This is a genomic window from Streptomyces blastmyceticus (assembly GCF_039521185.1).
GTDB lineage: Bacteria > Actinomycetota > Actinomycetes > Streptomycetales > Streptomycetaceae > Streptomyces > Streptomyces blastmyceticus.
Genome location: NZ_BAAABW010000026.1, coordinates 810,150 through 836,622, shown reverse-complemented (window position 1 = coordinate 836,622; position 26,473 = coordinate 810,150). Strand labels below are relative to the sequence as shown.

General features: G+C 71.9%; 22 protein-coding genes. 10 read left to right on the top strand and 12 right to left on the bottom strand.

Annotation, left to right across the window (positions count from 1 at the left end):
* Window positions 1-64: 64 nt before the first annotated feature.
* Window positions 65-325, top strand: coding sequence for a hypothetical protein (locus ABD269_RS26080; RefSeq protein ID WP_344121589.1), 261 nt, complete (start codon window positions 65-67; stop codon window positions 323-325).
* Here the strand turns inward: ABD269_RS26080 and ABD269_RS26075 are convergent.
* Window positions 322-2,052 (bottom strand): BCCT family transporter, encoded by a 1,731-nt coding sequence (locus tag ABD269_RS26075; RefSeq protein ID WP_344121587.1) that lies wholly within the window; start codon window positions 2,050-2,052, stop codon window positions 322-324. The two genes, ABD269_RS26080 and ABD269_RS26075, sit on opposite strands and share 4 nt — an antisense overlap.
* A gap of 153 nt (window positions 2,053-2,205) precedes the next feature.
* On the opposite strand from ABD269_RS26075, the gene ABD269_RS26070 reads away from it, so the two are divergent.
* Window positions 2,206-3,387 carry a glycerate kinase gene (locus ABD269_RS26070; protein WP_344121585.1) on the top strand — a complete coding sequence of 394 codons (1,182 nt, stop codon included), beginning with the start codon at window positions 2,206-2,208 and terminating at the stop codon, window positions 3,385-3,387.
* 88 nt (window positions 3,388-3,475) lie between these two features.
* Here ABD269_RS26070 and pssA read toward each other — a convergent pair whose 3' ends face one another.
* The 9 genes from pssA to ABD269_RS26025 form a co-directional block, all read right to left on the bottom strand.
* On the bottom strand, window positions 3,476-4,330 hold the full coding sequence (gene pssA, locus ABD269_RS26065; RefSeq protein WP_301891441.1) for a CDP-diacylglycerol--serine O-phosphatidyltransferase: 855 nt from the start codon (window positions 4,328-4,330) through the stop codon (window positions 3,476-3,478).
* Window positions 4,317-4,964, bottom strand: a complete 648-nt coding sequence (locus ABD269_RS26060; protein WP_116214610.1) for a phosphatidylserine decarboxylase — start codon at window positions 4,962-4,964, stop codon at window positions 4,317-4,319. The genes pssA and ABD269_RS26060 overlap by 14 nt, the downstream gene beginning before the upstream one ends.
* A 170-nt stretch (window positions 4,965-5,134) precedes the next feature.
* The gene (locus ABD269_RS26055) at window positions 5,135-6,340 is read right to left on the bottom strand and encodes an acyl-CoA dehydrogenase family protein (protein ID WP_344121583.1); all 1,206 of its coding nucleotides are present in this window, start codon (window positions 6,338-6,340) and stop codon (window positions 5,135-5,137) included.
* Between the two features lies 1 nt (window position 6,341).
* On the bottom strand, window positions 6,342-6,854 hold the full coding sequence (locus ABD269_RS26050) for a MaoC family dehydratase (RefSeq protein WP_301891439.1): 513 nt from the start codon (window positions 6,852-6,854) through the stop codon (window positions 6,342-6,344).
* A gap of 5 nt (window positions 6,855-6,859) precedes the next feature.
* Window positions 6,860-7,825, bottom strand: a complete 966-nt coding sequence (locus ABD269_RS26045) for an HpcH/HpaI aldolase/citrate lyase family protein (RefSeq protein WP_116214613.1) — start codon at window positions 7,823-7,825, stop codon at window positions 6,860-6,862.
* Window positions 7,822-9,834, bottom strand: coding sequence for a protein meaA (locus ABD269_RS26040; protein WP_344121580.1), 2,013 nt, complete (start codon window positions 9,832-9,834; stop codon window positions 7,822-7,824). The genes ABD269_RS26045 and ABD269_RS26040 overlap by 4 nt, the downstream gene beginning before the upstream one ends.
* Window positions 9,834-11,171: a crotonyl-CoA carboxylase/reductase gene (gene ccrA, locus ABD269_RS26035; RefSeq protein WP_301891437.1), complete on the bottom strand. Its 1,338-nt coding sequence runs from the start codon at window positions 11,169-11,171 to the stop codon at window positions 9,834-9,836. Before ccrA ends, ABD269_RS26040 begins: the two co-directional genes overlap by 1 nt.
* Window positions 11,172-11,555: 384 nt before the next feature.
* Window positions 11,556-12,383 carry a TetR family transcriptional regulator gene (locus tag ABD269_RS26030; protein WP_344121578.1) on the bottom strand — a complete coding sequence of 276 codons (828 nt, stop codon included), beginning with the start codon at window positions 12,381-12,383 and terminating at the stop codon, window positions 11,556-11,558.
* Window positions 12,384-12,483: 100 nt separating this feature from the next.
* Entirely contained in the window at window positions 12,484-14,313 is a 1,830-nt protein-coding gene (locus ABD269_RS26025) for a 3-hydroxyacyl-CoA dehydrogenase family protein (protein ID WP_344122076.1), read from the bottom strand.
* Between the two features lie 349 nt (window positions 14,314-14,662).
* Between ABD269_RS26025 and ABD269_RS26020 the strand changes: the two genes are divergently transcribed.
* The 5 genes from ABD269_RS26020 (at window position 14,663) to ABD269_RS26000 (ending at window position 21,949) form a co-directional block, all read left to right on the top strand.
* Entirely contained in the window at window positions 14,663-15,256 is a 594-nt protein-coding gene (locus ABD269_RS26020) for a HEAT repeat domain-containing protein (RefSeq protein WP_301891435.1), read from the top strand.
* A gap of 143 nt (window positions 15,257-15,399) precedes the next feature.
* Entirely contained in the window at window positions 15,400-15,843 is a 444-nt protein-coding gene (locus tag ABD269_RS26015) for an SRPBCC family protein (RefSeq protein WP_301891434.1), read from the top strand.
* A gap of 277 nt (window positions 15,844-16,120) precedes the next feature.
* Window positions 16,121-18,568, top strand: a complete 2,448-nt coding sequence (locus ABD269_RS26010) for an MFS transporter (RefSeq protein WP_344121575.1) — start codon at window positions 16,121-16,123, stop codon at window positions 18,566-18,568.
* A gap of 141 nt (window positions 18,569-18,709) precedes the next feature.
* A complete protein-coding gene (locus tag ABD269_RS26005; protein ID WP_344121573.1) occupies window positions 18,710-21,127 on the top strand; it encodes an ATP-binding SpoIIE family protein phosphatase in 2,418 nt (805 codons plus the stop codon).
* Window positions 21,128-21,226: 99 nt separating this feature from the next.
* Window positions 21,227-21,949, top strand: coding sequence for a class I SAM-dependent methyltransferase (locus ABD269_RS26000; protein ID WP_344121571.1), 723 nt, complete (start codon window positions 21,227-21,229; stop codon window positions 21,947-21,949).
* An 11-nt stretch (window positions 21,950-21,960) separates the two neighbouring features.
* Here ABD269_RS26000 and ABD269_RS25995 read toward each other — a convergent pair whose 3' ends face one another.
* Window positions 21,961-22,680 (bottom strand): hypothetical protein, encoded by a 720-nt coding sequence (locus ABD269_RS25995; protein ID WP_344121569.1) that lies wholly within the window; start codon window positions 22,678-22,680, stop codon window positions 21,961-21,963.
* Between the two features lie 184 nt (window positions 22,681-22,864).
* Between ABD269_RS25995 and ABD269_RS25990 the strand changes: the two genes are divergently transcribed.
* The 3 genes from ABD269_RS25990 to ABD269_RS25980 all read left to right on the top strand — a co-directional run bounded on the left by ABD269_RS25990 (window position 22,865) and on the right by ABD269_RS25980 (window position 26,070).
* Window positions 22,865-24,478 (top strand): carboxylesterase/lipase family protein, encoded by a 1,614-nt coding sequence (locus tag ABD269_RS25990; RefSeq protein ID WP_344121567.1) that lies wholly within the window; start codon window positions 22,865-22,867, stop codon window positions 24,476-24,478.
* Window positions 24,479-24,547: 69 nt separating this feature from the next.
* Window positions 24,548-25,132: a cysteine hydrolase family protein gene (locus ABD269_RS25985; protein ID WP_344121565.1), complete on the top strand. Its 585-nt coding sequence runs from the start codon at window positions 24,548-24,550 to the stop codon at window positions 25,130-25,132.
* Window positions 25,129-26,070, top strand: coding sequence for a GlxA family transcriptional regulator (locus ABD269_RS25980; protein WP_344121563.1), 942 nt, complete (start codon window positions 25,129-25,131; stop codon window positions 26,068-26,070). The genes ABD269_RS25985 and ABD269_RS25980 overlap by 4 nt, the downstream gene beginning before the upstream one ends.
* Here the strand turns inward: ABD269_RS25980 and ABD269_RS25975 are convergent.
* Window positions 26,060-26,425 (bottom strand): hypothetical protein, encoded by a 366-nt coding sequence (locus ABD269_RS25975; protein WP_301891426.1) that lies wholly within the window; start codon window positions 26,423-26,425, stop codon window positions 26,060-26,062. The genes ABD269_RS25980 and ABD269_RS25975 overlap by 11 nt on opposite strands.
* Window positions 26,426-26,473 lie beyond the last annotated feature (48 nt).

Genomic DNA, 26,473 nt, shown 5'->3' with positions numbered 1-26,473 from the left:
TCAGGTGACTGATACGGTCGTAACGTAAGTCCATCTGAAAGTGCGACACGATCCGGAGGCTGCCATGGACGAGGCCTGGTACCGGCTGGGAATGCTCCTGACGTTCATAGCGGGGTTCTGGGAAGGGGCGGCCGCCCTCTTCTTCCGCCTGTTCACCGGCAAGGAGCCGTCGGTGATGATCGCGGTCGACTACCTTCCCTCCCCCTGGTGCTACATCGGCGCCGTGGCGGTCATGGCCGTCACCTTCGGCGTGGTCGCCGTCCTCGACGCCGGTCACAAGAAGGCGCTGGCGCGCCAGGGGGCGAAGTCGCGGGGCGTGGCCTAACCGGCCCCGGACCCGCCGCCCTTGCCGCCGTCCTCGCGGTCGCGGGCGCTCTCCGCGACGCGGCGCAGCCGGGCGTGGCGGACCGGGCCCGCCTCCGTGATCGCCTCGCCGATCATCGTGCTCATCGCCTCGCGCAGCCCGTGCAGCGCGTGGTGCCGGGCCGGGCCCGCGCCCGGGTCCTCGCGCAACTCCCGTACGAGTGACCAGCACAGCGCCAGCATCACCAGCACGAACGGCAGGGCGACCAGGATTGTCGCCGACTGGAGCGACTTCAGGCCGCCCGCCACCAGCAGGACCGCCGCGACCGCGGCCATCAGCACGCCCCAGGTCACCACCAGCCAGGTGCGCGGGTGCAGCGAACCCCGGCTGGAGAGCGAACCCATCACCAGGGACGCGGAATCCGCGCTCGTGATGAAGTACGTCATCACCAGGGCCATCGCGATCCACGAGGTGAGCGACTCCAGCGGCAGGGTGTCCAGCAGTGCGAACAGCGAGGCCTCCGCGCCCTCCTTGACCGTCCCGGCCATGTCCGCCGCGCCCGTCATGTCCAGGCGCAGCGCGCTCCCGCCCATCACGCAGAACCACACCACCGTCGCCCCGCTGGGCACCAGCAGGACCCCGATCAGGAACTCCCGGATGGTCCGGCCGTGCGAGATCCGGGCGATGAACGTCCCCACGAAGGGCGCCCAGGACAGCCACCACGCCCAGTAGAAGATCGTCCACGCCCCCAGCCAGGCCGAGTCCGTGAACGCCCCGGTGCGCGTCGCGAGGTTGACCAGGTCGTGCAGATAGCCACCGGTGGCCGCCGGGATGGTGTTGAGGACGAAGACAGTCGGGCCGAGGACGAACACGAAGAGCATCAGGCACGCGGCGAGCGCGATGTTGAGGGTGCTCAGCCACTTGACGCCGTTGTGCAGGCCGGAGAAGGCCGACAGCACGAAGGCCGCGGACAGCGAGCCGATGATGATCAGTTCGAGGGTGGTGGTGTCCTTGACGCCGGTGGTGATGTTGAGGCCCTTCGACACCTGGAGGGCGCCCAGCCCGAGGCTGGTCGCGGTGCCGAACACGGTCGCGAAGAGCGCGAGCAGATCGATGGCCCGCCCCGGCCAGCCCGCCGCCCGCTTCTCGCCGAGCAACGGGACGAAGGCGGAACTCAGGCGGTTGCCACGGCCCTTGCGGAAGCCCGCGTAGGCGAGGGCGAGACCGGCCATGCCGTAGATAGCCCAGGGGTGCAGGGTCCAGTGGAAGAAGGAGTACTCCAGCGCCGTGCGGGCCGCGGCGGGCGAGTTCGCGGTGACACCGCTGCCGGGGGGCGGCGACACGAAGTGCAGCAGCGGCTCCCCGACGCCGTAGAACATCAATCCGATGCCCATGCCGGCGCTGAACATCATGGCGATCCACGCGAGGTTGCCGAACTCCGGCCGGTCGTCGTCCCGGCCCAGCCGGATCCGCCCGAAGCGGCTGAACGCGATCACCACGCACAGGGCGAGGAACACATCGGCCGCGATGACGAACAGCCAGGCGAAGTTGGACAGCACCCAGTTCAGCGCGGCCGACGACACCCGGTCGAAGGAGTGCTTGGCCAGCGCGGCCCACGCCACCACCGCGAGGACGGCGGCGACGCCGGTCGCGACGAGGGTCAGGTCCGGGGAGTCGTCCAGCGGCGGACCGGAGGCGGCCGAGGAAGGGGGAGCCGGGTCGGGCGACTCGTACGCGTCGGTGCTCATGTCGCCCCACTATGGCCGGGATGCACGGAATTGGGCGTCCTGGCACGCCGTCCACAGGCATGGGCAACGCGCATTCCCCCGGGTAGGGTCGCTGCGGCGCGGCGGCCCGCGCTCTGTGTGCGGCGCGGGCCCGGACGGCGAGGGGACGGCGGGATGACAGACGCGACGGCACCGGGGACGGCGACGGGGGGCTCCGGTGCGTCCGGCCGCCGGGTGCTGATCGCCGCGGACAAGTTCAAGGGCTCGCTCACGGCGGTCGAGGTCGCCGGACACCTGGCCGCCGGGCTGCGGGGCGCGGTGCCCGGCGTGGACGTAGCGGCGCTGCCCGTCGCGGACGGCGGCGACGGCACGGTGGACGCGGCCGTCGCCGCGGGCTTCGAGCGCCGCACGCAGCGGGTGACCGGGCCCCTGGGGGAGCCCGTCACGGCCGCGTACGCGCTGCGCGGCGACACCGCCGTGGTCGAGATGGCCGAGGCCTCCGGCCTGCGGCACCTGCCGCGCGGGACGTACGCCCCGCTCACGGCCGGGACGCACGGCACCGGCGAGCTGCTGCGGGCCGCGCTCGACGCGGGCGCCCGCACGGTCGTACTCGGCGTCGGCGGCAGCGCCACGACGGACGGCGGCGCGGGCATGCTGACCGCCCTGGGCGCGCGCTTCACGGACGCCCACGGCGCGCCGCTCGCCCCCGGCGGAGCAGCGCTGGCGCGGCTCGCGGCGGCGGACCTGACCGGGCTGGACCCCCGGCTCGCACGGACCCGGGTCGTGCTCGCCTGCGACGTCGACAACCCGCTGACGGGGCCGAAGGGCGCTGCGGCGGTCTACGGCCCGCAGAAGGGCGCCTCACCGGACGACGTGACCGCGCTGGACGCCGCTCTCGACCACTACGCCCGCGTGCTGGAAGCGGCCGCCGGGCCGCGGGCCGCCGAGTACGCGCGGGCGCCGGGCGCCGGTGCGGCGGGCGGTATGGGGTACGGGGCGCTCGTCGGCCTGGACGCGGTGTTCCGGCCGGGCATCGACGTCATGCTCGACGTGCTGGGCTTCGCCGCGGCACTGGACCGGGCGGACCTGGTGATCACGGGGGAGGGGTCCCTCGACGCCCAGACGCTCCACGGCAAGGCGCCGGTGGGAGTGGCGACGGCCGCACGCCGCCGGGGCGTGCCCGTGGTCGCGGTCTGCGGCGTGCTCTCGCTGGACGAGGCGGCGCTGCGGGGGGTGGGGATCTCCCGGGCGTACGCGCTCGCTTCGCTGGAACGGGACCGCGAGCGGTGCATGGCCGAGGCGGGGCCGCTGCTGGAGCGGCTCGCGGAGCGGGTGGCGGCGGACTTCCTGAGGTGACGCGTACGGTCCCGCCGTAGGCGGAAATGAGGAAGGGGCGGGTCAGGGGAGAAAAACCCCGACCCGCCCCGAAGAGCAAGCGCAAGCGCTACGGCAGCTGCGCTGCCGAACGCGCCTCGCGCCGGTTGTCGCGGAACGTGTTCACGCGGCGCGCCGTCGCGAAGAGCGGGATGACCGCGCCCAGGACGACCTGGAGGGCGCACCCGGTCTGGAGGAGCAGCTCACCGCCGGGCGCGTCGAACGCCCAGGCCGCCAGCAGGCCCATGCTCAGCACGATCCAGCTCAGCATCGCCACCGCGAGCCGGCCCCGCGGCTTCGGGTACTCGACGCGGCTCACCATCAGCCACGCCACGCCCACGATCGCCAGCAGGGTCGGGACGAACGGCAGCTCCAGCAGCACGATCGACACGACGGTCAGCGCCCCGAAGGGACTCGGCATCCCCTGGAAGATGCCGTCCCGCAGCTGGACGCACGAGAAGCGCGCGAGCCGCAGCACCACGGCGAGCAGCACCACGATCGCCGCCACCGCCGACACCCGCTGATGCGCGTCCTGGGCGACGACGCCCCAGACGACCACGAAATACGCGGGCGCCAGGCCGAAGCTGATCAGGTCGGACAGGTTGTCCAGCTCCGCACCCATCGCCGAGCTGCGCAGCTTCCGCGCGACGAGCCCGTCGAAGAGGTCGAAGACCGACGCGAGCAGCATCAGTATCACGGCGGTCGCCGCGCTGTGGCGGGCCATGCCGCCGTCCTCGTTGCCCGTGAGGTGCGGCATGAGGACGCCGGTGGTGGTGAAGTACACCGCCATGAAGCCGCAGATCGCATTGCCGAGGGTCAGCGTGTCCGCTATCGACAGCCGCGTGGACAGCGGCATGTCGACCTCGTCCTCCGGCTCCGCTTCCGGCACCCAGGCGGCCTGTGTGTCCGGATCAATCACGGTCAAGGCGTGTCACCCCTGCCGTGGTGGGCTGGCCGACCTCGACCGCGACCTCGATCCCCTCCGGGAGATAGACGTCGACGCGAGAGCCGAAGCGGATCAGACCGATCCGCTCACCCTGCTCCACCTTTGTGTCCTGCGGTACATAAGGAACGATACGCCGGGCGACGGCGCCTGCGATCTGCACCATCTCGATGTCACCGAGCTCGGTGTCGAAGTGCCAGACGACGCGCTCGTTGTTCTCGCTCTCCTTGTTGAAAGCGGGAACGAATCCGCCCGGGATGTGCTCGACCGACGTCACCGTGCCGGCCAGCGGCGCCCGGTTGACGTGGACGTTCAGCGGGCTCATGAAGATCGCGACGCGGGTGCGTCCGTCCTTCCAGGGCATGATGCTCTGGACCACGCCGTCGGCCGGGGAGATGACCCGGCCCTGGGCGATCTCGCGATCGGGGTCGCGGAAGAACCACAGCATGCCCGCCGCGAGCGCGGTGGTGGGCACGGCCAGCGCCGCCCAGCGGCCGGAGCGCCGGGCGCGGGAGAGACTGACCGCCGCCGTGGCGACGGTCGGGAGGAGCCACGGCGATGCTCCGCGCGCAAGGCGGACGCGGCCGCGTGGTGCAGAGGAAGAGCTGTGGGGCATGGGTGACCTTCGTAGCGGAGGGTGCCGCGTAACGATTGGGGGACGGCGGCTTTCCGGGGATGCTATCGGTTGCGAGCGGCAACTGGCTAAGCGCCAGGGCCAGTCGATGGCCGGACACCGATGACTCGGTGTGATCTTCTTCTCGGTGAAACCACTCCCAATCGGGACAATTATCCCTGGAGCCGGTACTCCTCGAGTAGCCGACGACCAATGATCATTTTCTGGATCTCGGCCGTACCCTCTCCGATGAGCAGCATCGGGGCCTCCCGGTAGAGGCGCTCGATCTCGTACTCCTTGGAGAAACCGTAGCCGCCATGGATGCGGAACGCGTCCTCGACCACTTCCTTGCAGTACTCGGAAGCCAGGTACTTGGCCATTCCGGCCTCGAGGTCGTTGCGCTGCCCCGAGTCCTTCTTGCGTGCCGCATTGACCATCATCGCATGTGCCGCTTCGACCTTTGTCCCCATTTCGGCCAGTTTGAATTGAATGGCCTGATGTTGAGCGATGGGTTTTCCGAAGGTGTGCCGCTGCTGCGCGTAGGAGACGCCCAGTTCGAAGGCGCGCTGAGCGACGCCGCAACCACGCGCGGCGACATTGACCCGGCCGACCTCCACGCCGTCCATCATTTGGTAAAAACCCCGGCCGGTGACGCCGCCGAGCACCCGGTTGCCCGGGACGCGCAGCCCATCCATGATCAATTCGGTGGTGTCGACGCCCTTGTAGCCCATTTTGTCGATCTTGCCGGGGATGGTCAGTCCCGGCTTGACCTGCCCGAAGCCGGGCTCCTTCTCGATGAGGAAGGTGGTCATCGACTTGTGCGGCGCGGTGCCCTCGGGATGCCCCTCGTCGGTCCGGCAGAGCACCGCGACCAGCGTGGACGAGCCGCCGTTGGTCAGCCACATCTTCTGGCCGTTGAGGACGTAGTCCTCGCCGTCCCGGACGCCCTTGGACGTGATGGCCGACACATCGGAGCCGAGCCCCGGCTCGGACATCGAGAACGCGCCCCGGACCTCGCCGGTCGCCATCCGCGGCAGGAAGTGGTCCTTCTGCTCCTGCGTGCCGTGCTGCTTCAGCATGTAGGCGACGATGAAATGCGTATTGACGATGCCCGACACGCTCATCCAGCCGCGGGCGATCTCCTCGACGCACAGCGCGTATGTGAGAAGCGACTCACCGAGCCCGCCGTACTCCTCCGGGATCATCAGGCCGAACAGCCCGAGTTCCTTGAGGCCCTCGACTATGCGCGTCGGGTACTCGTCGCGGTGCTCCAGCTCCGTCGCGACCGGGAGGATCTCTTTGTCGACGAATTCACGGACGGTGGAGAGGATTTCCCGCTGGATGTCCGTCAGCCCGTCGGTCTGCGCCAGGCGTCCCATCTCACTTCTCCCGGGTGATCGGCTCGGGGCGGCCGGGCTGCTCTCCGCCGCGCTCCTCGATGTATGTGGCGGTCGGGACCATCACCTTGCGCCGGAAGACGCAGACGACGGTGCCGTCCTGCTTGTAGCCCCTGGTCTCGACGTACACGATCCCGCGGTCGCTCTTCGACCTCGACGGCGTCTTGTCGAGCACGGTCGTCTCGCCGTAGATCGTGTCGCCGTGGAAGGTCGGCGCGATGTGCTTGAGCGACTCGACCTCCAGATTGGCGATCGCCTTGCCCGAGACATCCGGCACGGACATGCCCAGCAGCAATGAGTAGATGTAATTGCCGACCACGACGTTCTTGCCGAAATCGGTCGTCTTCCCCGCGTAGTTGCTGTCCATGTGCAGCGGGTGGTGATTCATGGTGAGCAGGCAGAAGAGGTGGTCGTCGTATTCGGTGACGGTCTTCCCGGGCCAGTGCTTGTAGACATCGCCGACGGTGAACTCTTCAAAAGTGCGGCCGAACTGCATCGTGCTCAGGCCTCCGGGATCTCGAACTTGGAGGTACGGGTCATGCCCGCCGCACGGCCCTTGCCCGAGATGACCAGCGCCATCTTCCGGCTGGCCTCGTCGATCATCTCGTCGCCGAGCATCGCCGAGCCCTTCTTGCCGCCCGCCTCGGAGGTGCAGTAGTCGTACGCGTCCAGGATCAGCTCGGCGTGGTCGTAGTCCTCCTGCGAGGGCGAGAAGATCTCGTTGGCGAGCCCGACCTGGTCCGGGTGCAGCACCCACTTGCCGTCGAAGCCCAGCGCCGCCGCCCGCCCCGCCACCTCGCGGTAGCCGTCGGAGTTGCGGATCTGGAGGTAGGGGCCGTCGATGGCCTGGAGGTCGTTGGCGCGGGCCGCCATCAGGATGCGCATCAGGATGTAGTGGTAGGCGTCCGCGCCGTAACCGGGCGGCTGGTGGCCGACGACGAGCGACTTCATGTTGATCGAGGCCATGAAGTCCGCCGGGCCGAAGATGATCGTCTCCACGCGCGGCGACGCGGCGGCGATCGCGTCCACGTTGACCAGACCCTTGGCGTTCTCGATCTGCGCCTCGATGCCGATGCGCCCGACCTCGAAGCCCATCGTCTTCTCGATCTGCGTCAGCAGCAGGTCCAGCGCCACGATCTGCTCGGCGTCCTGCACCTTCGGCAGCATGATGCAGTCGAGGTTGGGGCCGGCGCCCTCCACGACCGTGATGACGTCCCGGTACGTCCAGTGCGTCGTCCAGTCGTTGACCCGTACGACCCTGGTCTTGCCCGTCCAGTCGCCGTTGTTGAGCGCGTCGACGACGGTGTGCCGGGCGCCCTCCTTGGCGAGCGGCGCGCACGCGTCCTCCAGGTCGAGGAAGACCTGGTCGGCCGGGAGGCCCTGGGCCTTCTCCAGGAAGCGGGGGTTGCTGCCGGGGACGGCGAGGCAGGAGCGGCGCGGCCGCAGACGGTTGACGGGGGTTGTCATGCGGGGACCTCCAGAGGGTCGAGGTGGTTCGCTTTCCGGATCTCGTCGACGATACGACCGATGATCTCCGTGATACCGAAGTCCTTGGGGGTGAAGACGGCCGCCACACCCGCCGCCCGCAGGGCGACGGCGTCCGCGGACGGGATGATGCCACCGACGATCACGGGGACGTCGTCCGCCCCCGTGCTCCGCAGCCGGGTCAGCACGTCGGGCACCAGCTCGGCGTGCGACCCGGAGAGGATCGACAGCCCCACGCAGTGCACGTCCTCGGCGACGGCCGCCGAGACGATCTGCTCAGGGGTCAGCCGGATGCCCTGGTAGACCACCTCGAAGCCCGCGTCACGGGCCCGTACGGCGATCTGCTCGGCACCGTTGGAGTGGCCGTCCAGGCCCGGCTTGCCGACCAGCAGGCGCAGCCTGCCGCTGCGCAGGTCCTCGGCGGTCCTGGCGACCTTCGCGCGCACCGCCGCGAGCGGGGTGCCCGCCTCCGCGGTGACCGCCACCGGGGCGCTGCTCACGCCCGTGGGGGCGCGGTACTCGCCGAACACGTCGCGCAGCGCCCAGGCCCACTCGCCGGTCGTCACGCCCGCGCGCACGCACTCCAGCGTGGCCGGCATCAGGTTGTCCGTGCCCGCGGCCGTCTTCTTCAGCACCGACAGGGACTCCTGGGCGCGGGTCTCGTCGCGGTTGTCGCGCCAGGAGTGCAGGGCCGCCACCACGCGGGCCTCGTTGGCCGGGTCGACCGTCATGATCGCGGTGTCGAGGTCGGCCGTCAGCGGGTTGGGCTCGGTGGACTCGAAGCAGTTGACGCCGACGATCTTCTCCTCGCCGGCCTCGATCCGGGCCCGCCGCTCGGCGTGCGAGGACACCAGCTGGGACTTGAGATAGCCGGACTCGACGGCCGCCATCGCGCCGCCCATCTCCTGGATCCGGTCGATCTCGGTGAGGCACTCGGTGACCAGGGACGCCACCTTGGCCTCGATGACGTGCGACCCGGCGAAGATGTCCTCGTACTCCAGCAGGTCGCTCTCGTGGGCCAGGACCTGCTGGATGCGCAGCGACCACTGCTGGTCCCAGGGCCGGGGCAGGCCCAGGGCCTCGTTCCAGGCGGGCAGCTGGACGGCGCGGGCGCGGGCGTCCTTGGAGAGGGTGACGGCCAGCATCTCCAGCACGATGCGCTGGACGTTGTTCTCCGGCTGCGCCTCGGTCAGGCCCAGCGAGTTGACCTGGACGCCGTAGCGGAAGCGGCGCTGCTTGGGGTCCTCGATGCCGTAGCGCTCGCGGGTGATCTTCTCCCACAGGCGCGAGAACGCCCGCATCTTGCACATCTCTTCGACGAACCGGACACCGGCGTTGACGAAGAACGAGATGCGGCCGACGACTTCGCCCTTGCGGTCCTCGGGGACCTGACCGGAGGCGAACACCGCGTCGAGCACGGCGATCGCGGTGGACATCGCGTACGAGATCTCCTGGACCGGAGTGGCCCCCGCCTCCTGCAGGTGGTAGCTGCAGATGTTGATCGGGTTCCACTTCGGGATGTTGTTGACCGCGTACGTGATCATGTCCGTGGTCAGCCGCAGGCTGGGCCCCGGCGGGAAGACGTGCGTCCCGCGCGAGAGGTACTCCTTGACGATGTCGTTCTGCGTCGTCCCGGCCAGCCTCGTGATGTCGGCGCCCTGCTCCTCCGCGACCACCTGATACATCGCCAGCAGCCACATGGCGGTGGCGTTGATGGTCATGGAGGTGTTCATCCGGTCCAGCGGGATGTCATTGAACAGCCGCCGCATGTCGCCGAGATGGGCCACCGGGACCCCGACCCGGCCGACCTCGCCGCGGGCGAGGATGTGGTCAGAGTCGTAGCCGGTCTGCGTCGGGAGGTCGAACGCGACCGACAGGCCGGTCTGGCCCTTGGCGAGGTTGCGCCGGTAGAGCTCGTTGGACGCCTCGGCGGTGGAGTGCCCGGCGTACGTCCGCATCAGCCACGGACGGTCCTTCTGGCGTTCGGTCATTACACGTTCCTGAACCGGTTGATCGCGTCGATGTGCTGTTCGCGCAGTTCGTGGTCGCGCACGCCCATGCCCGCCTCGGGGGCGAGGGCCAGGACGCCGACCTTGCCCTGGTGGAGGTTGCGGTGGACGTCGTACGCCGCCTGCCCGGTCTCGGCGAGGGTGTAGGTCTTCGACAGGGTGGGGTGGATCTTCCCCTTGGCGACGAGGCGGTTGGCCTCCCACGCCTCGCGGTAGTTCGCGAAGTGCGAGCCCACGATGGACTTCAGCGACATCCACAGGTACCGGTTGTCGTACTCGTGGCGGTAGCCGGAGGTCGAGGCGCAGGTGACGATCGTGCCGCCCTTGCGGGTGACGTAGACGCTGGCGCCGAAGGTCTCGCGGCCCGGGTGCTCGAAGACGATGTCGACGTCCTCGCCGCCGGTCAGCTCGCGGATGCGCTTGCCCAGCCGCTTCCACTCGCGCGGGTCCTGGGTGTGCTCGTCCTTCCAGAACCGGTAGTCCTCCGCGCTGCGGTTGATGACCGCCTGCGCGCCCATCCGCCGGCAGATCTCCGCCTTCTCCTCGCTGGAGACCACACAGATCGGGGTGGCCCCGCCGGCGAGGGCGAACTGGGTGGCGTAGGAGCCGAGCCCGCCGCTGGCGCCCCAGATCAGGACGTTGTCGCCCTGCTTCATCCCCGCGCCGTTGCGGGAGACCAGCTGCCGGTAGGCGGTGGAGTTCACCAGCCCCGGCGCCGCCGCCTCCTCCCACGTCAGGTGCTTCGCCTTGGGCATCAGCTGGTTGGACTTCACCAGCGCGATCTCCGCAAGCCCGCCGAAGTTGGTCTCGAAGCCCCAGATCCGCTGCTCGGGGTCGAGCATCGTGTCGTTGTGCCCGTCGGCGGACTCCAGCTCCACCGACAGACAGTGCGCGACGACCTCGTCGCCCGGCTTCCAGGCGTTGACCCCCGGCCCGGTGCGCAGCACCACACCCGCGAGGTCGGAGCCGATCACGTGGTACGGCAGGTCGTGCCGCTTGGCCAGCGGCGAGAGCTTCCCGTACCGCTCGAGGAACGCGAACGTCGACACCGGCTCGAAGATCGAGGTCCACACCGAGTTGTAGTTCACCGAGCTGGCCATCACGGCCACCAGGGCCTCGCCGGGCCCCAGTTCGGGCACCGCGACGTCCTCGACGTGCAACGACTTGCGGGGGTCCTTCTCCCGGCTGCTGAGGCCGGCGAACATCTCGGCCTCGTCCTTGTGCACGGTCACCGCGCGGTAGGACTCGGGGAGGGGCAGTGCGGCGAAGTCCTCGGCCGAGCTGTCCGGCGCGAGTATCGCGTCCAATATCTGGTTCATCTGTAGTGCCTCCGGCGAAGCGCGTCGTGGAACGGGCTCGAGGGAACGTCGGGGGTGGTGCAGAGGCGGTGCCGTCGGTCCGGCGGGTGGTGCTGGGGCGGCGCGGGTGGCGCGGGGGCCTGTGACGCAGGCGTCCGGGCGCACAGGGTTAGTTGTGGGGACAGCCGGCGCACGACGGTTGAGTCTGCGCGCCGGCCGCCCGGACACCCACAAGGTAGTGGCACCGCGTGCCATGGGACAAGACACCGAGTGCCAACAATTTCTCTCAGATGTCATCCGGACGGCACGTATGAGCAAGGAAAGGCGGCCACCCTGTTCAGGGTGGCCGCCGTGAATGTCCCGATGTGGTCGGCTATTTCAGGATCCGCTGTGTGGGTTTTTTATTCAGCTCTTCTTGAGCGCCTTCTCGATGGCGCGCATGACCTCGCCCAGCGGCGCGTCCGTACGGGCCACCGTCACCAGCACCTCGCCCTCGGTCCGCGCCGTGGCGGCGGGCGTGCTCCGGTCGGAGCGGCCGGCTCCGATGCCGGTGCCGAAGGTCTCCCGCACGATGGCGAACGCGTGGTCGAGCTGGGTCTCGACATCGCCCTCGCCGCCGCCGCGCAGCCAGCGCCGCAGCACGTGGTTGTGCGCCGTGACCACCGCCGACGCGGCGACCTCGGCGAGCAACGGGTCGTCGTCGCCCACGTGATGGGCGCCCTCGTCGAAATGACCCAGGAGATAGCGGGTGAACAGCCGCTCGTAGCGCGCCACCGAGGCGATCTCGCGCTCCCGCAGCGCGGGCACCTCACGGGTCAGGCGGTAGCGCTCGACGGAGACCGCGGGGGAGGCCGCGTACATCCGCATGACCTCCTTGATCCCCCGGCAGACGGTGTCGAGCGGGTTCTCGTGCGGCGGGGCGGCGTCGAGCACGCCCTCCGCGCGGACGAGGGTGTCGTCGTGGTCGGGGAAGATCGCCTCTTCCTTGGAGCGGAAGTGGCGGAAGAAGGTCCGCCGGGCCACGCCGGCCGTGGCCGCGATCTCGTCGACGGTCGTCGCCTCGTAGCCCTTGGTCGCGAACAACTCCATCGCGGCGGCGGCCAGTTTGCGGCGCATGGTGAGCCGTTGGGCGGCGGCGCGGCGGCTGCCGGCGCTCTCGGTGGTGCCGTGCGGCTCTCGGGATGCTTCGACGGACGGGCGCGGGGTGCGGGCGGCCTTGGCGGGCTGGGGCATGTGGGGAACGTAACACGCGTCCGTGTGGGCGTGCCGGGGCGGACTTCCCGCAGGTTCGAGCAGCCCGCCCCACCCCACGCCGTCGGCGAGCACGCAGCGGTCAGCGCCGGGCGTACTCACGGAAGCCGCGCCCCGTCTTGCGGCCCAGGCACCCCGCCGCGACGAGGTGCTCCAGCAGCGGTGCCGGCGCGAGCCCCGGATCGCGGAACTCGCGGTGCAGGACCTTCTCGATGGCCAGCGACACATCGAGGCCGACCACGTCCAGGAGCTCGAAGGGCCCCATCGGATAGCCGCCGCCCAGCTTCATCGCGGCGTCGATGTCGTCGAGCGTCGCGTAGTGCTCCTGCACCATCTTGATCGCGTTGTTGAGGTACGGGAAGAGCAGGGCGTTGACGATGAAGCCCGCCCGGTCCCCGCAGTCCACCGGGTGCTTGCGGACGCGGGCGCACACCGCCCGGACCGTGGCGTGCGCGTCGTCACCGGTGAGGACCGTGCGCACCACCTCGACCAGCTTCATCGCGGGCGCCGGGTTGAAGAAGTGCATCCCGATCACGTCCTGCGGGCGCGAGGTGGCGCGGGCGCAGGCGACCACCGGCAGCGACGAGGTGGTGGTGGCCAGCACCGCGCCCGGCTTGCAGACCTTGTCCAGCGCGGCGAAGAGCTGCTGCTTGACGGCCAGGTCCTCGGCCACCGCCTCGACGGCCAGATCCACCTCCGCGAAGGCGTCGAGCGAGCCCGCCGGGGTGATCGCGGCCAGCGCGGTCTCCCGCTCGGCCGCCGTCAGCCTGCCCTTCTCCACCGAGCGGGCCAGGGACGCGGCGATCCTGATCTTCGCCGCCTCCGCCTTCTCCGCCGACCGGGCCGCGAGGACGACCGCGTAGCCCGCCTTCGCGAAGACCTCCGCGATGCCGCTCGCCATCGTCCCCGAGCCCGCGACGCCCACGGCGCGCACCTCGCGCGCCGCGCCGCCGTTCGCGCCGGCCTCCGGCGCCCGCTCGTCCGGCACGACGACCGCCGAGTCCGGCGCCTCGTACGCGTAGAACCCGCGGCCGGACTTGCGGCCGGTCAGCCCCGCCTCGGCGAGCTGGCCGAGGATCGGCGCGGGTGCGTGCAGCCGGTCGCGGGAGGCGGTGTACATCGCCTCAAGGACCGTACGGGCGGTGTCGATGCCGATCAGGTCGAGCAGGGCCAGCGGGCCCATGGGCAGGCCGCAGCCCAGCCGCATCGCCGCGTCGATGTCCTCGCGGGTGGCGTAGCGCGACTCGTACATCGCGGCCGCCTGGTTGAGATAGCCGAACAGCAGCCCGTCGGCCACGAATCCGGGCCGGTCGCCGACCGCGACCGGCTCCTTGCCCAGCTCGCGGGCGAGCTCGGTGACGGCCGTGACGGCGGCGGGCGCGGTGAGCACCGAGGAGACGACCTCGACCAGCCTCATCGCCGGGGCCGGGTTGAAGAAGTGCAGGCCGAGTACCCGCTCGGGGCGCGCCGAGTCGGCGGCCAGCCGGGTCACGGACAGGGCGTTGGTGCCCGTCGCCAGGATGGCGGCGGGCCGCACGATCGCGTCGAGGGCGGTGAAGACCTCGTGCTTGAGCGCGTAGTTCTCCGGCACCACCTCGATCACCAGATCGGCGTCCGCGGCGGCTTCGAGCTCGTGGGAGGTGCGGAAGCGGGCCAGCGCGGCCCGCCGCTCCTCCTCGGTGATCCGCTCGCGCCGCACCGCGCGGGCGGTCGCGGCCTCCAGGGCGCGGAGCGCGTGCGCCGCCGCGGCCTCGGAGACGTCGATGCCGATGACCTCGCGGCCGGCCTGGGCCAGCACTTCGGCGATGCCGGTGCCCATGGTGCCGAGGCCGACGACGGCGACGGTGCGAAGGGCCGGGGCGGCTGGACCCGGCTGGGAGGGGACAGGCTCAGGGGTGGACGTACGGTCCATCGCGAGACTCCAGAAAGTGTTCCCCATGCGCGGGGGATACGTCGGTTGGGTGCCGGTCGGGTGCGCGGACCGTGTCGGCCCGCGACGGCCGTGGGATTTCCGGGTACGGGTAAGGAGCGCCCACGGAAAGGGAGTTGAGCTCACCGGCCGGCCCTGTCCCGGGGCCGGGCCGTACTGAAACGTGCCGAACCGACGAACCGACATCACATGCGCGGCGGCTGCGTCACCAGGCCGCCCGAGCAGGGGTGCTGCTCTTGCCGGGAGATTAACTCACGGGTAACCAAGAGCACCAGGGGAAGGGTGCGCGACTTACGATGTGGTTCAGGCCACTCGGGGAGGAGAGCGGGCAATGGAAGAGGAATTTCGCGCCCTGCTGAAGCGGGTACGCGCCGAACTGGTCACCCCCGCCGAGTTCGCGGCCTACGAGCGGCTGCTCGCGCTCGTGCGCACCTCCCGCGACGGGCGCCGCGACGAGCTCGCGGCCATCCTGGTGGCCCCCGAACGCCCGCTGTGGGCCCGGGAGATAGCCGCCTTCGCGCTGGGCGCCGAGGGCGACCGGCGGGCCTTCGAGACCCTGGTGCTCCTCCTCAACTACCGCGAGCCCGTGCGGTGCGCCACCGCCGCGTTCGTCCTCGCCCGGCTGCGCGACCCCCGGACGGCCCGCGCGGCCGCCGCCCTCGCCACCAACCCCTTGCGCACCGCCTACGCCCTGCACCCCGTCCGGCTGCTCACCGAGCTCCGCGCGCCGGAGTCCGTGCCCGCCCTGCTCGCCACCCTGGAGCGGCTGCTCGCCGCCCGGGACCACTGCTGGCCCGTCGCCCGCGCCTGTGTGGAGGGCCTCGGCGTCCTGGGCGACCGCCGCGCGGAGGACGCCCTGGTGGCGGCCCGTGGCCACGACCGCCTCAGCGCGGCGGCCCACGAGGCCCTCGCCCGCCTGGCGTGACGGCGCGCCGGGCCCGCCCGGGGGCCGGGGCGGAGCGTGCCCGCATCCGGGCCGCCACCGCGCCGCCCCGGATTTGGGCACCCGTCACGTTGGTGGTTGGCTGAGCCCCGCAGGGACAACGCACGACGTCCGGGAGGACAGCCATGGGCCAGGTCGAGGCCACCACGGAGCGGATCATCGCGGCGGACCCGGAGGAGGTGTTCGACGCGCTCGCCGACTACAGCGGCACCCGCGCCAAGCTGCTGCCCGAGCACTTCAGCGAGTACGAGGTGCGCAAGGGCGGCGACGGCGAGGGCACCCAGGTGCACTGGAAGCTCCAGGCCACCAGCAAGCGCGTCCGCGACTGCCTGCTGGACGTCACCGAGCCGACCACCGGGCAGCTGGTCGAGAAGGACCTCAACTCCTCGATGGTCACCACCTGGACCGTCACCCCGGCGGGCGAGGGCAGGGCCAAGGTCGTCGTCTCCACCGTATGGAACGGCGCGGGCGGCATCGGCGGCTTCTTCGAGCGCACCTTCGCCCCCAAGGGCCTCGGCCGCATCTATGACGCCGTGCTCACCAAGCTGGCCGCCGAGGTCGAGAAGTAGGACGCGAAGCCGCCGCCGCACGGCGGCGGGCCACCGGGCCGGCCGCGAACCCGCCCTGGAACAACGCGAGAACAGATCGGTGGAAGCCCGGACCGCAGGCGGTCCGGGCTTCACCGTTTCGGGTGGTTTCCCCAACCCTCCCACCATGCCCCGTATGCCTCCGACCGGCGCGAAAGCCGCACAGGGTGCACTCTCCGTCCAATCACCGCGCTTGCTAGCCGTTATTGCCAAATGCGAGAAAAGGGCGGCGATGCAGGCGCGATGAGGGGAGTCGTACGTGGGCGGGACCACATTCGGGACCACCTTGGTGCAGAGCGAGGGACCACCGTCCCCGGCCCTGCGGGACCAGGGCGCGGCCCTCGCGCACGGCGACGGTCCACCGCCCGTCCTCCCCGGGCCCGGGCCGTCCCAGCGCCCGGTGCCCCGCCACGGCCCGGCCCGCGTCCGCGTCGTCTTCGTCGGCCTGATGCTCGCGCTGCTCCTCGCCGCGCTCGACCAGACCATCGTCGCCACCGCCCTGCCCAAGATCGTGGGGGAGCTGCACGGCCTCGACCGGATGTCCTGGGCCGTCACCGCCTATCTGCTGAGCTCCACGGCGGTCCTCCCGGTCTACGGCAAGCTCGGCGACCTCTGCGGGCGCAAGGGGGTCTTCCTCTTCTCGATCGTCGTCTTCGTCGCGGGCTCCGCGCTCGCCGGGCACGCCGCCACCATGAACGAGCTCATCGCCTTCCGCGCCCTCCAGGGCGTCGGCGGCGGCGGGCTGCTGATCGGCGTCCAGGCGATCATCGCCGACATCGTCCCGCCGCGGGAGCGCGGCCGCTTCATGGGCGTCATCGGCGCCGCCTTCGGGCTCGCCTCCGTCGCCGGCCCCCTGCTCGGCGGCTACTTCACCGACCACGCCTCCTGGCGCTGGTGCTTCTACGTCAACATCCCCTTCGGCCTCCTCACCTTCCTCGTCGTCGCGCTGGGCCTCAGGCTCCCGGCACGCTTCCGCAGGGGGCGCTTCGACGTACTCGGCGCGCTGCTGCTCATGGCCTTCTCGACCTGCCTGGTGCTGCTGACCACCTGGGGCGGCACCGAGTACGAGTGGCGGTCGCGCGTCATCCTCGGGCTCGCCGCGGGCGCGCTCGGCACCGCCCTGCTCTTCGTCGTGGTCGAGCACGTCGCGGCGGACCCGATCATCCCGCCGCACCTCTTCCACGACCGGGTCTTCAACGTCTGCGGTCTCGTCGGCGCGGCCATGGGCGTCGGCCTCTTCGGCGCCGCCAGCTACCTGCCGACGTTCCTCCAGATGGTCGACGGGGCGGACGCCACGGAGTCCGGGCTGCTGATGCTCCCCATGATGGGCGGGGTCGTGCTGGCCTCCCTCGTCACCGGCCAGCTCATCAGCCGCACGGGCCGCTGCAAGCCCTTCCCCATCGTCGGCGGCGCCTTCTCCGCCGTCGGCATGTACTTCCTCTCCCACCTCGATACCCACACCCCGCGGACCGTCTACAGCCTCTGGATGGGCATCCTCGGCGTCGGCATCGGGCTCGCCCTGCCCGTCCTCGTCCTCGCCGTGCAGAACTCCGTCCACCCCGCCGACCTCGGCACCGCCACCAGCGCCAACAACTACTTCCGGCAGATCGGCGGTTCGGTCGGCGCCGCCGTCTTCGGCACGCTCTTCGCCCGCCGCCTCGCCGACCGGCTGCACGCCGAACTGCCCCACCGCGCCGGACTGCCCTCGCCCGACTCGATCACCCCGCAGCTGGTGCACGCCCTGCCGGCCGCCGTCCGCGACGGCTACGTACGGGCCTACGCCGACGCCATGCCGCGGATCTTCCTCTATCTCGTACCGGTGCTCATCCTCGGTTTTCTGCTCGCCTTCCTGCTGAAAGAGAAACCCCTGGTGTCCCACAACGCCCCCGAAGCCCCCGTCATCCCGCACGCGCGCGCCGAACCCCAGGACGGCCCGGCGCCCTTCGTCGCGGGCATCCCCGTCACCGGCACCGTCCAGCACCCCGACGGAACCACCGTGCCGCGCGCCGCCCTCACCCTCATCGACGTCCGCGGCCAGCAGATCGGGCGCGGCGCGAGCGGGGAGGACGGGCGGTACGCGCTCAGCACACCCGGCACGGGCTCGTACGTCCTCATCGCCGCGGCGGGCGGGCACCAGCCGCAGGCGGTCACCGTCACCATCGGCGAGCGGCCCATCGAGCTCGACGTGGTCCTCGGCGGCGCCGGACGCCTCGCGGGCACCGTGCTCACCCCCGACGGCAACCCCGTGCGCGACGCGCTCGTCACCCTGACCAATGTGCACGGCGAGGTCGTCTCCACCACCCGCACCGGGCGCGAAGGCGGCTATGTGATCTCGGAGTTGGTCGCCGGCGAGTACACCCTCGCCTCCAGCGCCCCCGCCTTCCGGCCCGCGGCGCTGCCCGTGACCGTGCAGTCCTGCCGCGAGACCCGCCAGGACATCGAGCTGGCGGGCGGCGCGGTGCTGCGCGGCGTCGTCAGGGCGGGCGGGGGCCGGGCCGTCGAGGACGCGCGCGTGACCCTGCTGGACGCGGCGGGCAATGTGGTCGACTCGGCGGCCACGGGGGCGGACGGGGCGTTCCGCTTCGTGGACCTGTCGGCGGGCGAATACACGGTCATCGCCGCGGGATACCCCCCGGTGGCCACGGTCCTCCAGGTCGCGGGCGGCGGCCGCACGGAGCGCGACCTCCAGCTGGGCCACGCGGACTGACGGCCGGAGGCGGGCCCGGGGCCGGCCGGCCCCGGGCCCGCCAGGCGATTGCGGACGCCGGTTCCGGGGATTTCCGCCCGCACGCCCTTCCCGGCCCCCTACGGTAGTAACGGTGGCGCAAACCATAAGGAGCATCCGCCCATGCACCATGGCACGCCCGTCCCCGGACGGATCCCGCTCGCGGTGGTCGTCGTGGGGTCCGCCGGCCTGGTGACCCACTGGAGCACGGGTGCCCGCAGACTCTTCGGGTACGGGCGCGACGAGGCCGTCGGCGCCCCCGCCGCCGACCTGATGCCCATCGGCGGCGCCCTGTCCCACGACAGCGACGACGGCCACCGCGGCACCAGTCTCGACGTCCGGCTCGGCCGCCCCTCCGCCGACGGCGCCGCCGGCTACCCCAGCGCCGGACGGGCCCGCTCGGGCGCCCCCGGTCGCGGGCCCGTCGACGTGCTGTGGTGGGCCTATCCGCTCGCCGGGCCGGGCGAGGAGCGGCTGCTGGTCCTCGCCGCCGACGCCGCGCAGTGCGGGCCCCTCGAAGAGGCCCCGCAGGACCAGCTCTTCCCCGGCTTCGCCCCGCACACCGCGCTGCCCGACGGCGACGCCCTCGCCGGACGGCTGCCCGACATCCTGCCCAGCATGGGCCCCGCCCTCAGCGGCCGGATCGTCTCCCAGGTCCTCGAACTGGGCTACCCCGTCCTGGAGATCAGCCACCGGCAGCGGATCCCGGTCACCCCCGACTGGGGCACCCCGAAGTACACGGAGCGCGCGGCGCGGCGCGCCCGTACCGCCACCGCCCCGCCGCGGCAGCGGACGTCCCCCGACGCCCTCGCGGACCCCGCCGACGCGCCGGACCTCGAATACGCGGCCGTACGGGAGCGGCTGGAGTTCCTCAACGAGGTCAGCGGCGGCATCGGCACCTCCCTCGACCTGGCCCGCACCATCCGCGAGGTCACCAGCGCCGCCGTGCCCCGCTTCACGGACTTCGCGGGCACGCACCTGCGCGCCGCCGTCCTCGCGGGCGAGGGTTTCCCCGACGGCCCGCCCGACGTCACCACCGTCTGGCACCGCGTCTGGGTCGAGCACAACGACGAACCGGGCCGCTGGGACGACACCGTGCCGGTCGGCGAGGCCATCGCCTTCCCCGAGCACACCCCGTTCTTCCAGTGCATGGTCACCGGCGAGCCGGTGCTCATCCCGCGCATCGGCGAGGAGCTGGCCAACCGCATCTCCGGCCAGTTCGAGAAGCGTGACCTGCGCCCGCTCATCAACGGCAGGTCGATGCTGGTCGTGCCCCTCAAGGCGCGCAACGTGGTGCTCGGCTTCATGGTCCTGATGCGCCGCGACGGGCGCACGCCCTTCGACGACATGGACCGCACGACCGGCGCCGAACTCGCCGCGCGCGCCGGGCTCGTGCTCGACAACGCCCGCATGTACACCTACCAGGAGAACGTCGCCGACACCCTCCAGGACAGCATGCTCCCGCAGCTCGCCCCGCGCATGGCCGGGTGCGACACCGCCACCCGCTACCTGCCGGGCACCCGCCTCGGCAGGGTGGGCGGCGACTGGTTCGACAGCATCAAGCTGCCCGGCTCGCGCACCGCCCTCGTCGTCGGCGACGTGATGGGCCACGGCCTGAACTCCGCGGCCATGATGGGCCAACTGCGCACCGCCGTGCAGACGATGGCCGCCCTCGACCTGCCGCCCGAGCAGCTGCTGCGCAACCTCGACGACCTCGCCCAGCGGCTCGGCGAGCACTACCTCGCCACCTGCCTCTACGCCGTCTACGACCCGATCCGCTCCGAGCTGCGTATCGCCAACGCCGGACACATCCCGCCCGTGCTCGTCCGGGCGGCGGACGGCCGCAGCGCGCTGCTCGACCTGCCCACGGGCGCCCCCATAGGCGTGGGCGGGGTGGCCTTCGAGGCGGCGACCGTCCCCGTCGCGCCCGGCGACCGGCTGGTGCTGTGCACGGACGGGCTGGTGGAGGTCCGCGGTCAGGACATCGGCGCGGGGCTCGCCGCGCTGTGCGAGTCCGCCGCCCACCCCGCGGCGTCCATGGACGACGCCTGCGACACCATCATCCGCGCGCTCAACACCGGCGACGGCCGCAAGGACGACGTCGCCCTGCTGATGGCCCGGCTCAACGGCATCCCTGCCGAGCACACGGCCGCGTGGCAGCTGGAGCGCACCCCGGCCGAGGTCGGCCGGGCCCGCCGGCTCGTACGGGACCAACTGGCCGAGTGGGGGCTCGGCTCGGCGGCCGCCACCGCCGAGGTCCTGGTCAGCGAGATCGTCACCAACGCCGTACGGCACACGGAGTCACGGCGGCTGGGACTCCGCCTGGTCCGCACGGACGTCCTGCTGTGCGAGGTCACCGACGAGGACCACGCGCTTCCCGCGCTGATGGGCTCCGGCCCCGGCGACGAATCCGGGCGCGGGCTCAGGGTGGTGAGCGGCCTCGCGCGCGAGTGGGGTGCGAGCCACACGGGCCGGGGCAAGACGGTGTGGTTCGAGCAGTCGCTGGTCAGCGCCGCGCGCCCCGGGTCGAACACCCGGTGAAGGTACGGGCACGGTAGCCGCGCAGATCTTGCCGCGGGGCGCCGGACGACGGTAGTCAAGATCATGACGATCAGTCATACCGGCTACCCGGGAGCGTGTATGAGCACATCGCAGCAGTACGCCCAGGCGTGGGAAGGCTTCTGGCGGGAGGCCTCCGGCACCCCGGGCGACGCGATCTGGGACGCGGACCCCTCGCTGACGGCGGCCCCCCATCTGGAACTGTTCGCCCCGCACGCGGACCCCGCCCTGCCGGTGGTCGACCTCGGCTGCGGCAACGGCACCCAGACCCGCTATCTCGCCACCCGCTTCCCGCGCGCCGTCGGCGTGGACATCTCGGCGGCGGCCGTCGAGCACGCGCGCCGCGCCGACACCGGCGGCGTGGCGGAGTTCGAGCGGCTCGACCTGACGGACACCGAGGCGGTGCGCGCGCTCCACGCGCGGATCGGCGACGCCAACGTCTATATGCGGGCCGTGATCCACCAGAGCCGCCCCGAGGACCGCCCGGCCGTCGCGCAGGCGGTCGCGGAGCTGACCGGTGCGCGGGGCCGCGCGTTCGTGGCCGAGCTCACCGGGGCGGCGAAGGACGTGCTGGCGGAGGCGATCCTCCGGCCCGACGGCCCGTCACCCAAGGGCAGCCTCGTCATGAAGCACGGCCTGCGCCCCGCGGAGGTGGCCGAGGACGAGGTCCCGTCACTGCTCCGGAACGCGGGCCTCACGATCCTCTCCGAGGGCGCCATCACGCTCGCGATGACGGAGTTCCGGCCGGACGGTGAGCGGATCGTGCTGCCGGCGCGGTGGTTCGTGACGGGCCGCGCGGACTGATCCGGCGGCCGCTACGCCGGATCCGGGCTGTCGCCGTCCAGCAGCAGCTGCGGCACCTGCGTGAACGTCCACCCACCACCCGACCGCACCAGCACCCACACCAGATCGAAGCGTGAATCCGGCCAGGCCGACGGCGGGGAGGGGCGCACCTCCCCGCCCAGCCCCTTGACGATGTCCGTGATCGCGTGGTGCTCCCACGACACCAGCGTGCAACCGTGCCGCCCGGCAAGCTCCTTCGCCAGCGCGGCCTCGTCACCGGTGCGGTAGGTGAGGTTCGTCCGTACCCCCAGCTTCGCGGACACCGGCGCCACCGTCTCGCTCGGGCGCAGCCCCTTCGCCCCGGGGTGCGGGCCCGCGGCGTAGACGGCGGCCGGGCGCCGCAGCCCCTTGCGCGGGGTTCCGCCCTCGGGGGCGAACAACGTCACCAGCGCGCCCGCCCGCTGCCAGCCGCGCACGAGCAGGGAGTAGTCGCTGCGTTCGCCGTCCTCGGTGATGCCGAAGGGCGGCTTCTTGCCGTTCTCCTTCGGCTTCTCGCCGTGCCGGATGATCATGATCATGTCGGCCCCCGAACCGGAGCCGCCGGCACCGGCGGGGGAGTCGGACGTCGCCGCCGAAGCCTTGCCCTCGCCCTTGCCGCAGGCGGACGTCACGGCTCCGGTCGCGGTCACCAGCCCGCCGAGCGTGATCATCCGCAACAGCGTACGGCGGGGCGCCACCGGGGCGTTGTCCATGTTCGACTCCTTAGGGGTGAGGGCGCGTCGGCTCCGTGCGCGCCTCCGAGGTCATCTGTGCCCCGGGTTCCCCCGGACAGGTGATGGCCCGGGGCGGTGCGTCAACCGATTCTGGACGAGGCGGGACGGAAGTCCGGCAACGGGTCCGCAATGAGATCGCAAAACGGTAGAGGGAGAAGAGCTGGTGTTCCCGAGGAGCAGTTCGCGGCGTGGCCGCCGCCGCGCCGTGGCCGCGGCCGTCACGGCCCTGGTGCTCACCGGCGCGATGCGCGCGCCCGCGGGCGCCGAGGGCGCGGAGGCGGCCGGCTGCCGGGCGCGGACCTCGCTGGGCGCGGTGCAGGGCGCGCCGGAGAGCGGTGTGTGCGCCTATCTCGGCGTGCCGTACGCCGCGCCGCCCACCGGCGCCCGGCGGTTCCGGCCGCCCGAGCCGCCCGCCGCCTGGAAGGACACCCTCCCGGCCGACAAGGCGAAACCGCCGTGCCCCCAGGACCTCTCCGACGGCGACGGCAGCGGCGTCGAGGACTGCCTGCACGTCAACGTGTGGTCCTCCCGCGCCCCCGGTGCCCGCAAGCCCGTCATGGTCTTCCTGCACGGCGGGGAGGACATCTACGAATCCGCGAGCGACGCCCTGGACGACGGCGCCGCGCTGGCCGCGCGCGGCGACGCGGTCGTCGTCTCGGCCGACTACCGCCTGGGCATCCTCGGCTGGACGGAACTCGGCGGCCTGGACCGCTCGTACGCCGGATCGGGCAACAACGGCCTCCGGGACGAGGTCGCCGCGCTCTCCTGGGTGCACGACCACGTCCGCGACTTCGGCGGCGACCCGGGCAACGTCACCGTCTTCGGCCAGTCGGCGGGCGCCGTGTCCATCGACGCGCTGCTCGCGGGGGACCGCCCGGAGCGGCTCTTCCACCGGGCCATCGTGGAGAGCGGCCCCGGGAACGCCGTGCACACCGCGCACTCGGCGCAGACGGCCGCCGCCCGCGTCTTCCAGCTCGGCGGCATCCGTGGCGTCGGCGACCTCAACGCCCTCTCCACGCAGCAGATCCTGGAGCTCCAGAAGAAGGCCCGCACCGGTCTTCCGGGGCTCTCCGGCGCCGTGTTCTTCGGGCCGTACATCGACGGTTCGCTCGTCCCCGGCCCGGTCGTCGACCGGATCACGGCGGGCAGCGCCCGCAACGTCGACGTCATGACCGGCACCAACACCAACGAGACCGATTTCTGGGCGCTGTTCACCCCCGACCTGCTGAAGCTCCCGCTCAGCGCCTACCCTTCCTTCCCGCCCGTGCTCGCGGCCCGCAAGCAGCAGATGTACGACGTCTACGCCGCGGACCGCCCCGGGCTGAGCGAGGGCCGGGTGGTGAACGCCATGCTCACCGACCAGGTCGAGCGGATGCCCATGCTCCGCCTCGCCCAGGCGCAGTCGCGCTGGCGCCCCTCGTACGTGTACCAATTCGACTGGCACGTCCCGTACGCGGAGGGGGTGCCCGACGCCCAGAACCTCGGCGCCATGCACCAGTTGGAGATGCCCTTCGTCTTCGGCAACCTCGACCTCGGATGGGTGCCGCGCGGCACGGAGACCGTGCGCGCCCAGCGGCCCGCCCTGACGCGCCTGTCGCGCGCGATGGAGGACGCCTGGACGGCGTTCGCCCGCCTCGGCACCCCCGGCTGGCGCCCGTACCGGATCACGGACCGTGCCACGCGGATCTGGAATCTCACACCCCGCGTCGAGAGCGCCCCGCTGGAGCGGGAGCGCGCCCTGTGGGACGACTACTCCTTCCCCTCCCGGGACTCCTGACCGGATCGTTCCGCATCGGGCCCCGATCATGCCTTGGGCGAGGGGCCGCGCGGCGGTGAGGATGAGGTCATGAACAGCGCACTCGTCGTCATCGACGTCCAGGAGTCCTTCCGCCAGCGGCCCAACTGGGCGGCCGTGTCCAACCCCGGGATCGTCGGCCAGGTCGACCGTCTGGTCGCCGCCGCCCGGGACAGGGGGGACCTCGTCGTCTGGGTGCTCCACCACGAGCCGGGCACCGGCAACGTCTTCGACCCCGCCCTCGGCTTCACCCGCCTCATCGACGGCCTGACCCCGCTGGCGGGGGAGCCCGTCCTCACCAAGACCTCGCACAACGCCTTCACGACGACCAACCTCCAGCAGATCCTCACCGAACGCGGCATCCGCGACGTGGTCGTCAGCGGCATCCGCACCGAGCAGTGCTGCGAGACCACCGCGCGCGTCGCCTCCGACCTCGGCTACGGCGTCACCTTCGTCACCGACGCGACCGCGACCCACCCCATCGAGCACTGGGACGCCCCGGCGGGCCGCAGCCTGGACGAGATCCTGGCCGACCCCCGTACCCTGACCACGGACGCGATCGTCGCCCGTACCGAGTACGCGCTCGCGGGCCGCTTCGCCAGGATCGCCACCGTCGAGGAGCTGACCGGATCGTGACACGGGTCGTCTTCCTGCTCGTCCCGCAGCTGCATCTGCTGGATCTCGCCGGGCCCGCCCAGGTCTTCTCCACGGCGGCCGACCTCGGCCACGGCTACACCATCGGATACGTGGCCGAGCAGGAGGACGTCCCCACCGCCCAGGGCGTGATGCTGCGGGCCGCCGTCGACTGGCCGGAGCTGACCGCCGACGATCTCGTCGTCGTCCCGGGCTGGCGCTCCCTCGCCTTCCGCGAGAACGGCGACATGTCGGCCGCGACGCTGGAGCGGCTGGCCGCGCACCACGCCGCGGGCGGCACCGTCGCCAGCGTCTGCGCCGGGGCGGACGCCCTCGGCCGGGCGGGCCTGCTCGACGGCCGCCGCTGCACCACCCACCACGACCTCCAGGACGAGCTCGCCCGGCGCCACCCACGGGCGCGGGTCGTCCGCGACGTGCTCTACGTACTCGACGGCCGCGTCGTCACCTCCGCGGGCATCGCGAGCGGCATCGACCTCGCGCTGCACCTCGTGGCCGCCCGGCACGGCCCGGCCGTGGCCGCCCGCGTGGCGCGCTCCATGGTCGTCTTCGCCCGCCGCAACGGCGACGAGCGGCAGGCGAGCGTGATGCTGCGGCACCGCGACCACCTGATCGACGCCGTCCACCAGGCGCAGGACCTGATCGACGCCCGCTTCGCCGAACGGCTGGGCCTCGCGGACCTGTCGGCGGCCTGCGGCCTGAGCGAGCGCACCCTGACCCGCCGCTTCACCGCCGCCACCGGCCTGACCCCGCTGCGGTACCAGCAGGATCTGCGCGTCGAGCGCGCCGAGCACCTCATCGCCCAGGGCTCGACCGTGGAGGCGGCGGCCCGCGTGGTCGGCTTCCAGGACGCGCGGATGCTGCGCCGCCTCCGGGGGCGGACGCCGGTGCCGGAGGCGGCGCGCGGGCCGGTCAGCGCGTGAACTTCACGCTGCGCGCCGCGACGTTCCCGACCGCGGCGCGCGGTGCCAGCGACCCCAGCCGCCGGGTGCAGCGGTTGTCGGAGTAGTAGACGGCGCGGCTGTTCGTCCCGTTGGTGATCTGCTGGACCGTGGTGTGCCCGCCGGAGAGCAGCTCGACGCACTTGTCGGCCGGCGGGTTCTCGGTGCGCCGCCGCACGGTCTCGTGCAGACAGACCGTGCCCGCCGCGCCGGTGCCCGGTGAGCACCGGTCGTACTCCACGGTCAGCGCGCCGTTCGCGGCGCTCGCGTCCGGGCAGAGCGCGGCGACGAGCAGCAGGACGGGCGCAACGGCGCCCAGGGCACGGCGGATACGCATCGGGAATCCCCTCGAAAGGTGACGGACTGGTGCCCACCAGCTACCCAC

What these genes read in the sequence shown, in the direction of transcription:
- ccrA (WP_301891437.1), bottom strand. Translation starts at nt 11,171, where the DNA reads ATGAACCAGATATTGGACGCGATACTCGCGCCGGACAGCTCGGCCGAG.
- ABD269_RS26040 (WP_344121580.1), bottom strand. Translation starts at nt 9,834, where the DNA reads ATGACCGAACGCCAGAAGGACCGTCCGTGGCTGATGCGGACGTACGCC.
- ABD269_RS26055 (WP_344121583.1), bottom strand. Translation starts at nt 6,340, where the DNA reads ATGGGACGCCTGGCGCAGACCGACGGGCTGACGGACATCCAGCGGGAA.
- ABD269_RS26030 (WP_344121578.1), bottom strand. Translation starts at nt 12,383, where the DNA reads ATGCCCCAGCCCGCCAAGGCCGCCCGCACCCCGCGCCCGTCCGTCGAA.
- ABD269_RS26045 (WP_116214613.1), bottom strand. Translation starts at nt 7,825, where the DNA reads ATGACAACCCCCGTCAACCGTCTGCGGCCGCGCCGCTCCTGCCTCGCC.
- ABD269_RS25975 (WP_301891426.1), bottom strand. Translation starts at nt 26,425, where the DNA reads ATGCGTATCCGCCGTGCCCTGGGCGCCGTTGCGCCCGTCCTGCTGCTC.
- ABD269_RS25995 (WP_344121569.1), bottom strand. Translation starts at nt 22,680, where the DNA reads ATGGACAACGCCCCGGTGGCGCCCCGCCGTACGCTGTTGCGGATGATC.
- ABD269_RS26000 (WP_344121571.1), top strand. Translation starts at nt 21,227, where the DNA reads ATGAGCACATCGCAGCAGTACGCCCAGGCGTGGGAAGGCTTCTGGCGG.
- ABD269_RS26070 (WP_344121585.1), top strand. Translation starts at nt 2,206, where the DNA reads ATGACAGACGCGACGGCACCGGGGACGGCGACGGGGGGCTCCGGTGCG.
- ABD269_RS26020 (WP_301891435.1), top strand. Translation starts at nt 14,663, where the DNA reads ATGGAAGAGGAATTTCGCGCCCTGCTGAAGCGGGTACGCGCCGAACTG.
- ABD269_RS26060 (WP_116214610.1), bottom strand. Translation starts at nt 4,964, where the DNA reads ATGCCCCACAGCTCTTCCTCTGCACCACGCGGCCGCGTCCGCCTTGCG.
- ABD269_RS25985 (WP_344121565.1), top strand. Translation starts at nt 24,548, where the DNA reads ATGAACAGCGCACTCGTCGTCATCGACGTCCAGGAGTCCTTCCGCCAG.
- ABD269_RS26025 (WP_344122076.1), bottom strand. Translation starts at nt 14,313, where the DNA reads ATGGACCGTACGTCCACCCCTGAGCCTGTCCCCTCCCAGCCGGGTCCA.
- ABD269_RS26005 (WP_344121573.1), top strand. Translation starts at nt 18,710, where the DNA reads ATGCACCATGGCACGCCCGTCCCCGGACGGATCCCGCTCGCGGTGGTC.
- ABD269_RS26075 (WP_344121587.1), bottom strand. Translation starts at nt 2,052, where the DNA reads ATGAGCACCGACGCGTACGAGTCGCCCGACCCGGCTCCCCCTTCCTCG.
- ABD269_RS26080 (WP_344121589.1), top strand. Translation starts at nt 65, where the DNA reads ATGGACGAGGCCTGGTACCGGCTGGGAATGCTCCTGACGTTCATAGCG.
- ABD269_RS26050 (WP_301891439.1), bottom strand. Translation starts at nt 6,854, where the DNA reads ATGCAGTTCGGCCGCACTTTTGAAGAGTTCACCGTCGGCGATGTCTAC.
- ABD269_RS26015 (WP_301891434.1), top strand. Translation starts at nt 15,400, where the DNA reads ATGGGCCAGGTCGAGGCCACCACGGAGCGGATCATCGCGGCGGACCCG.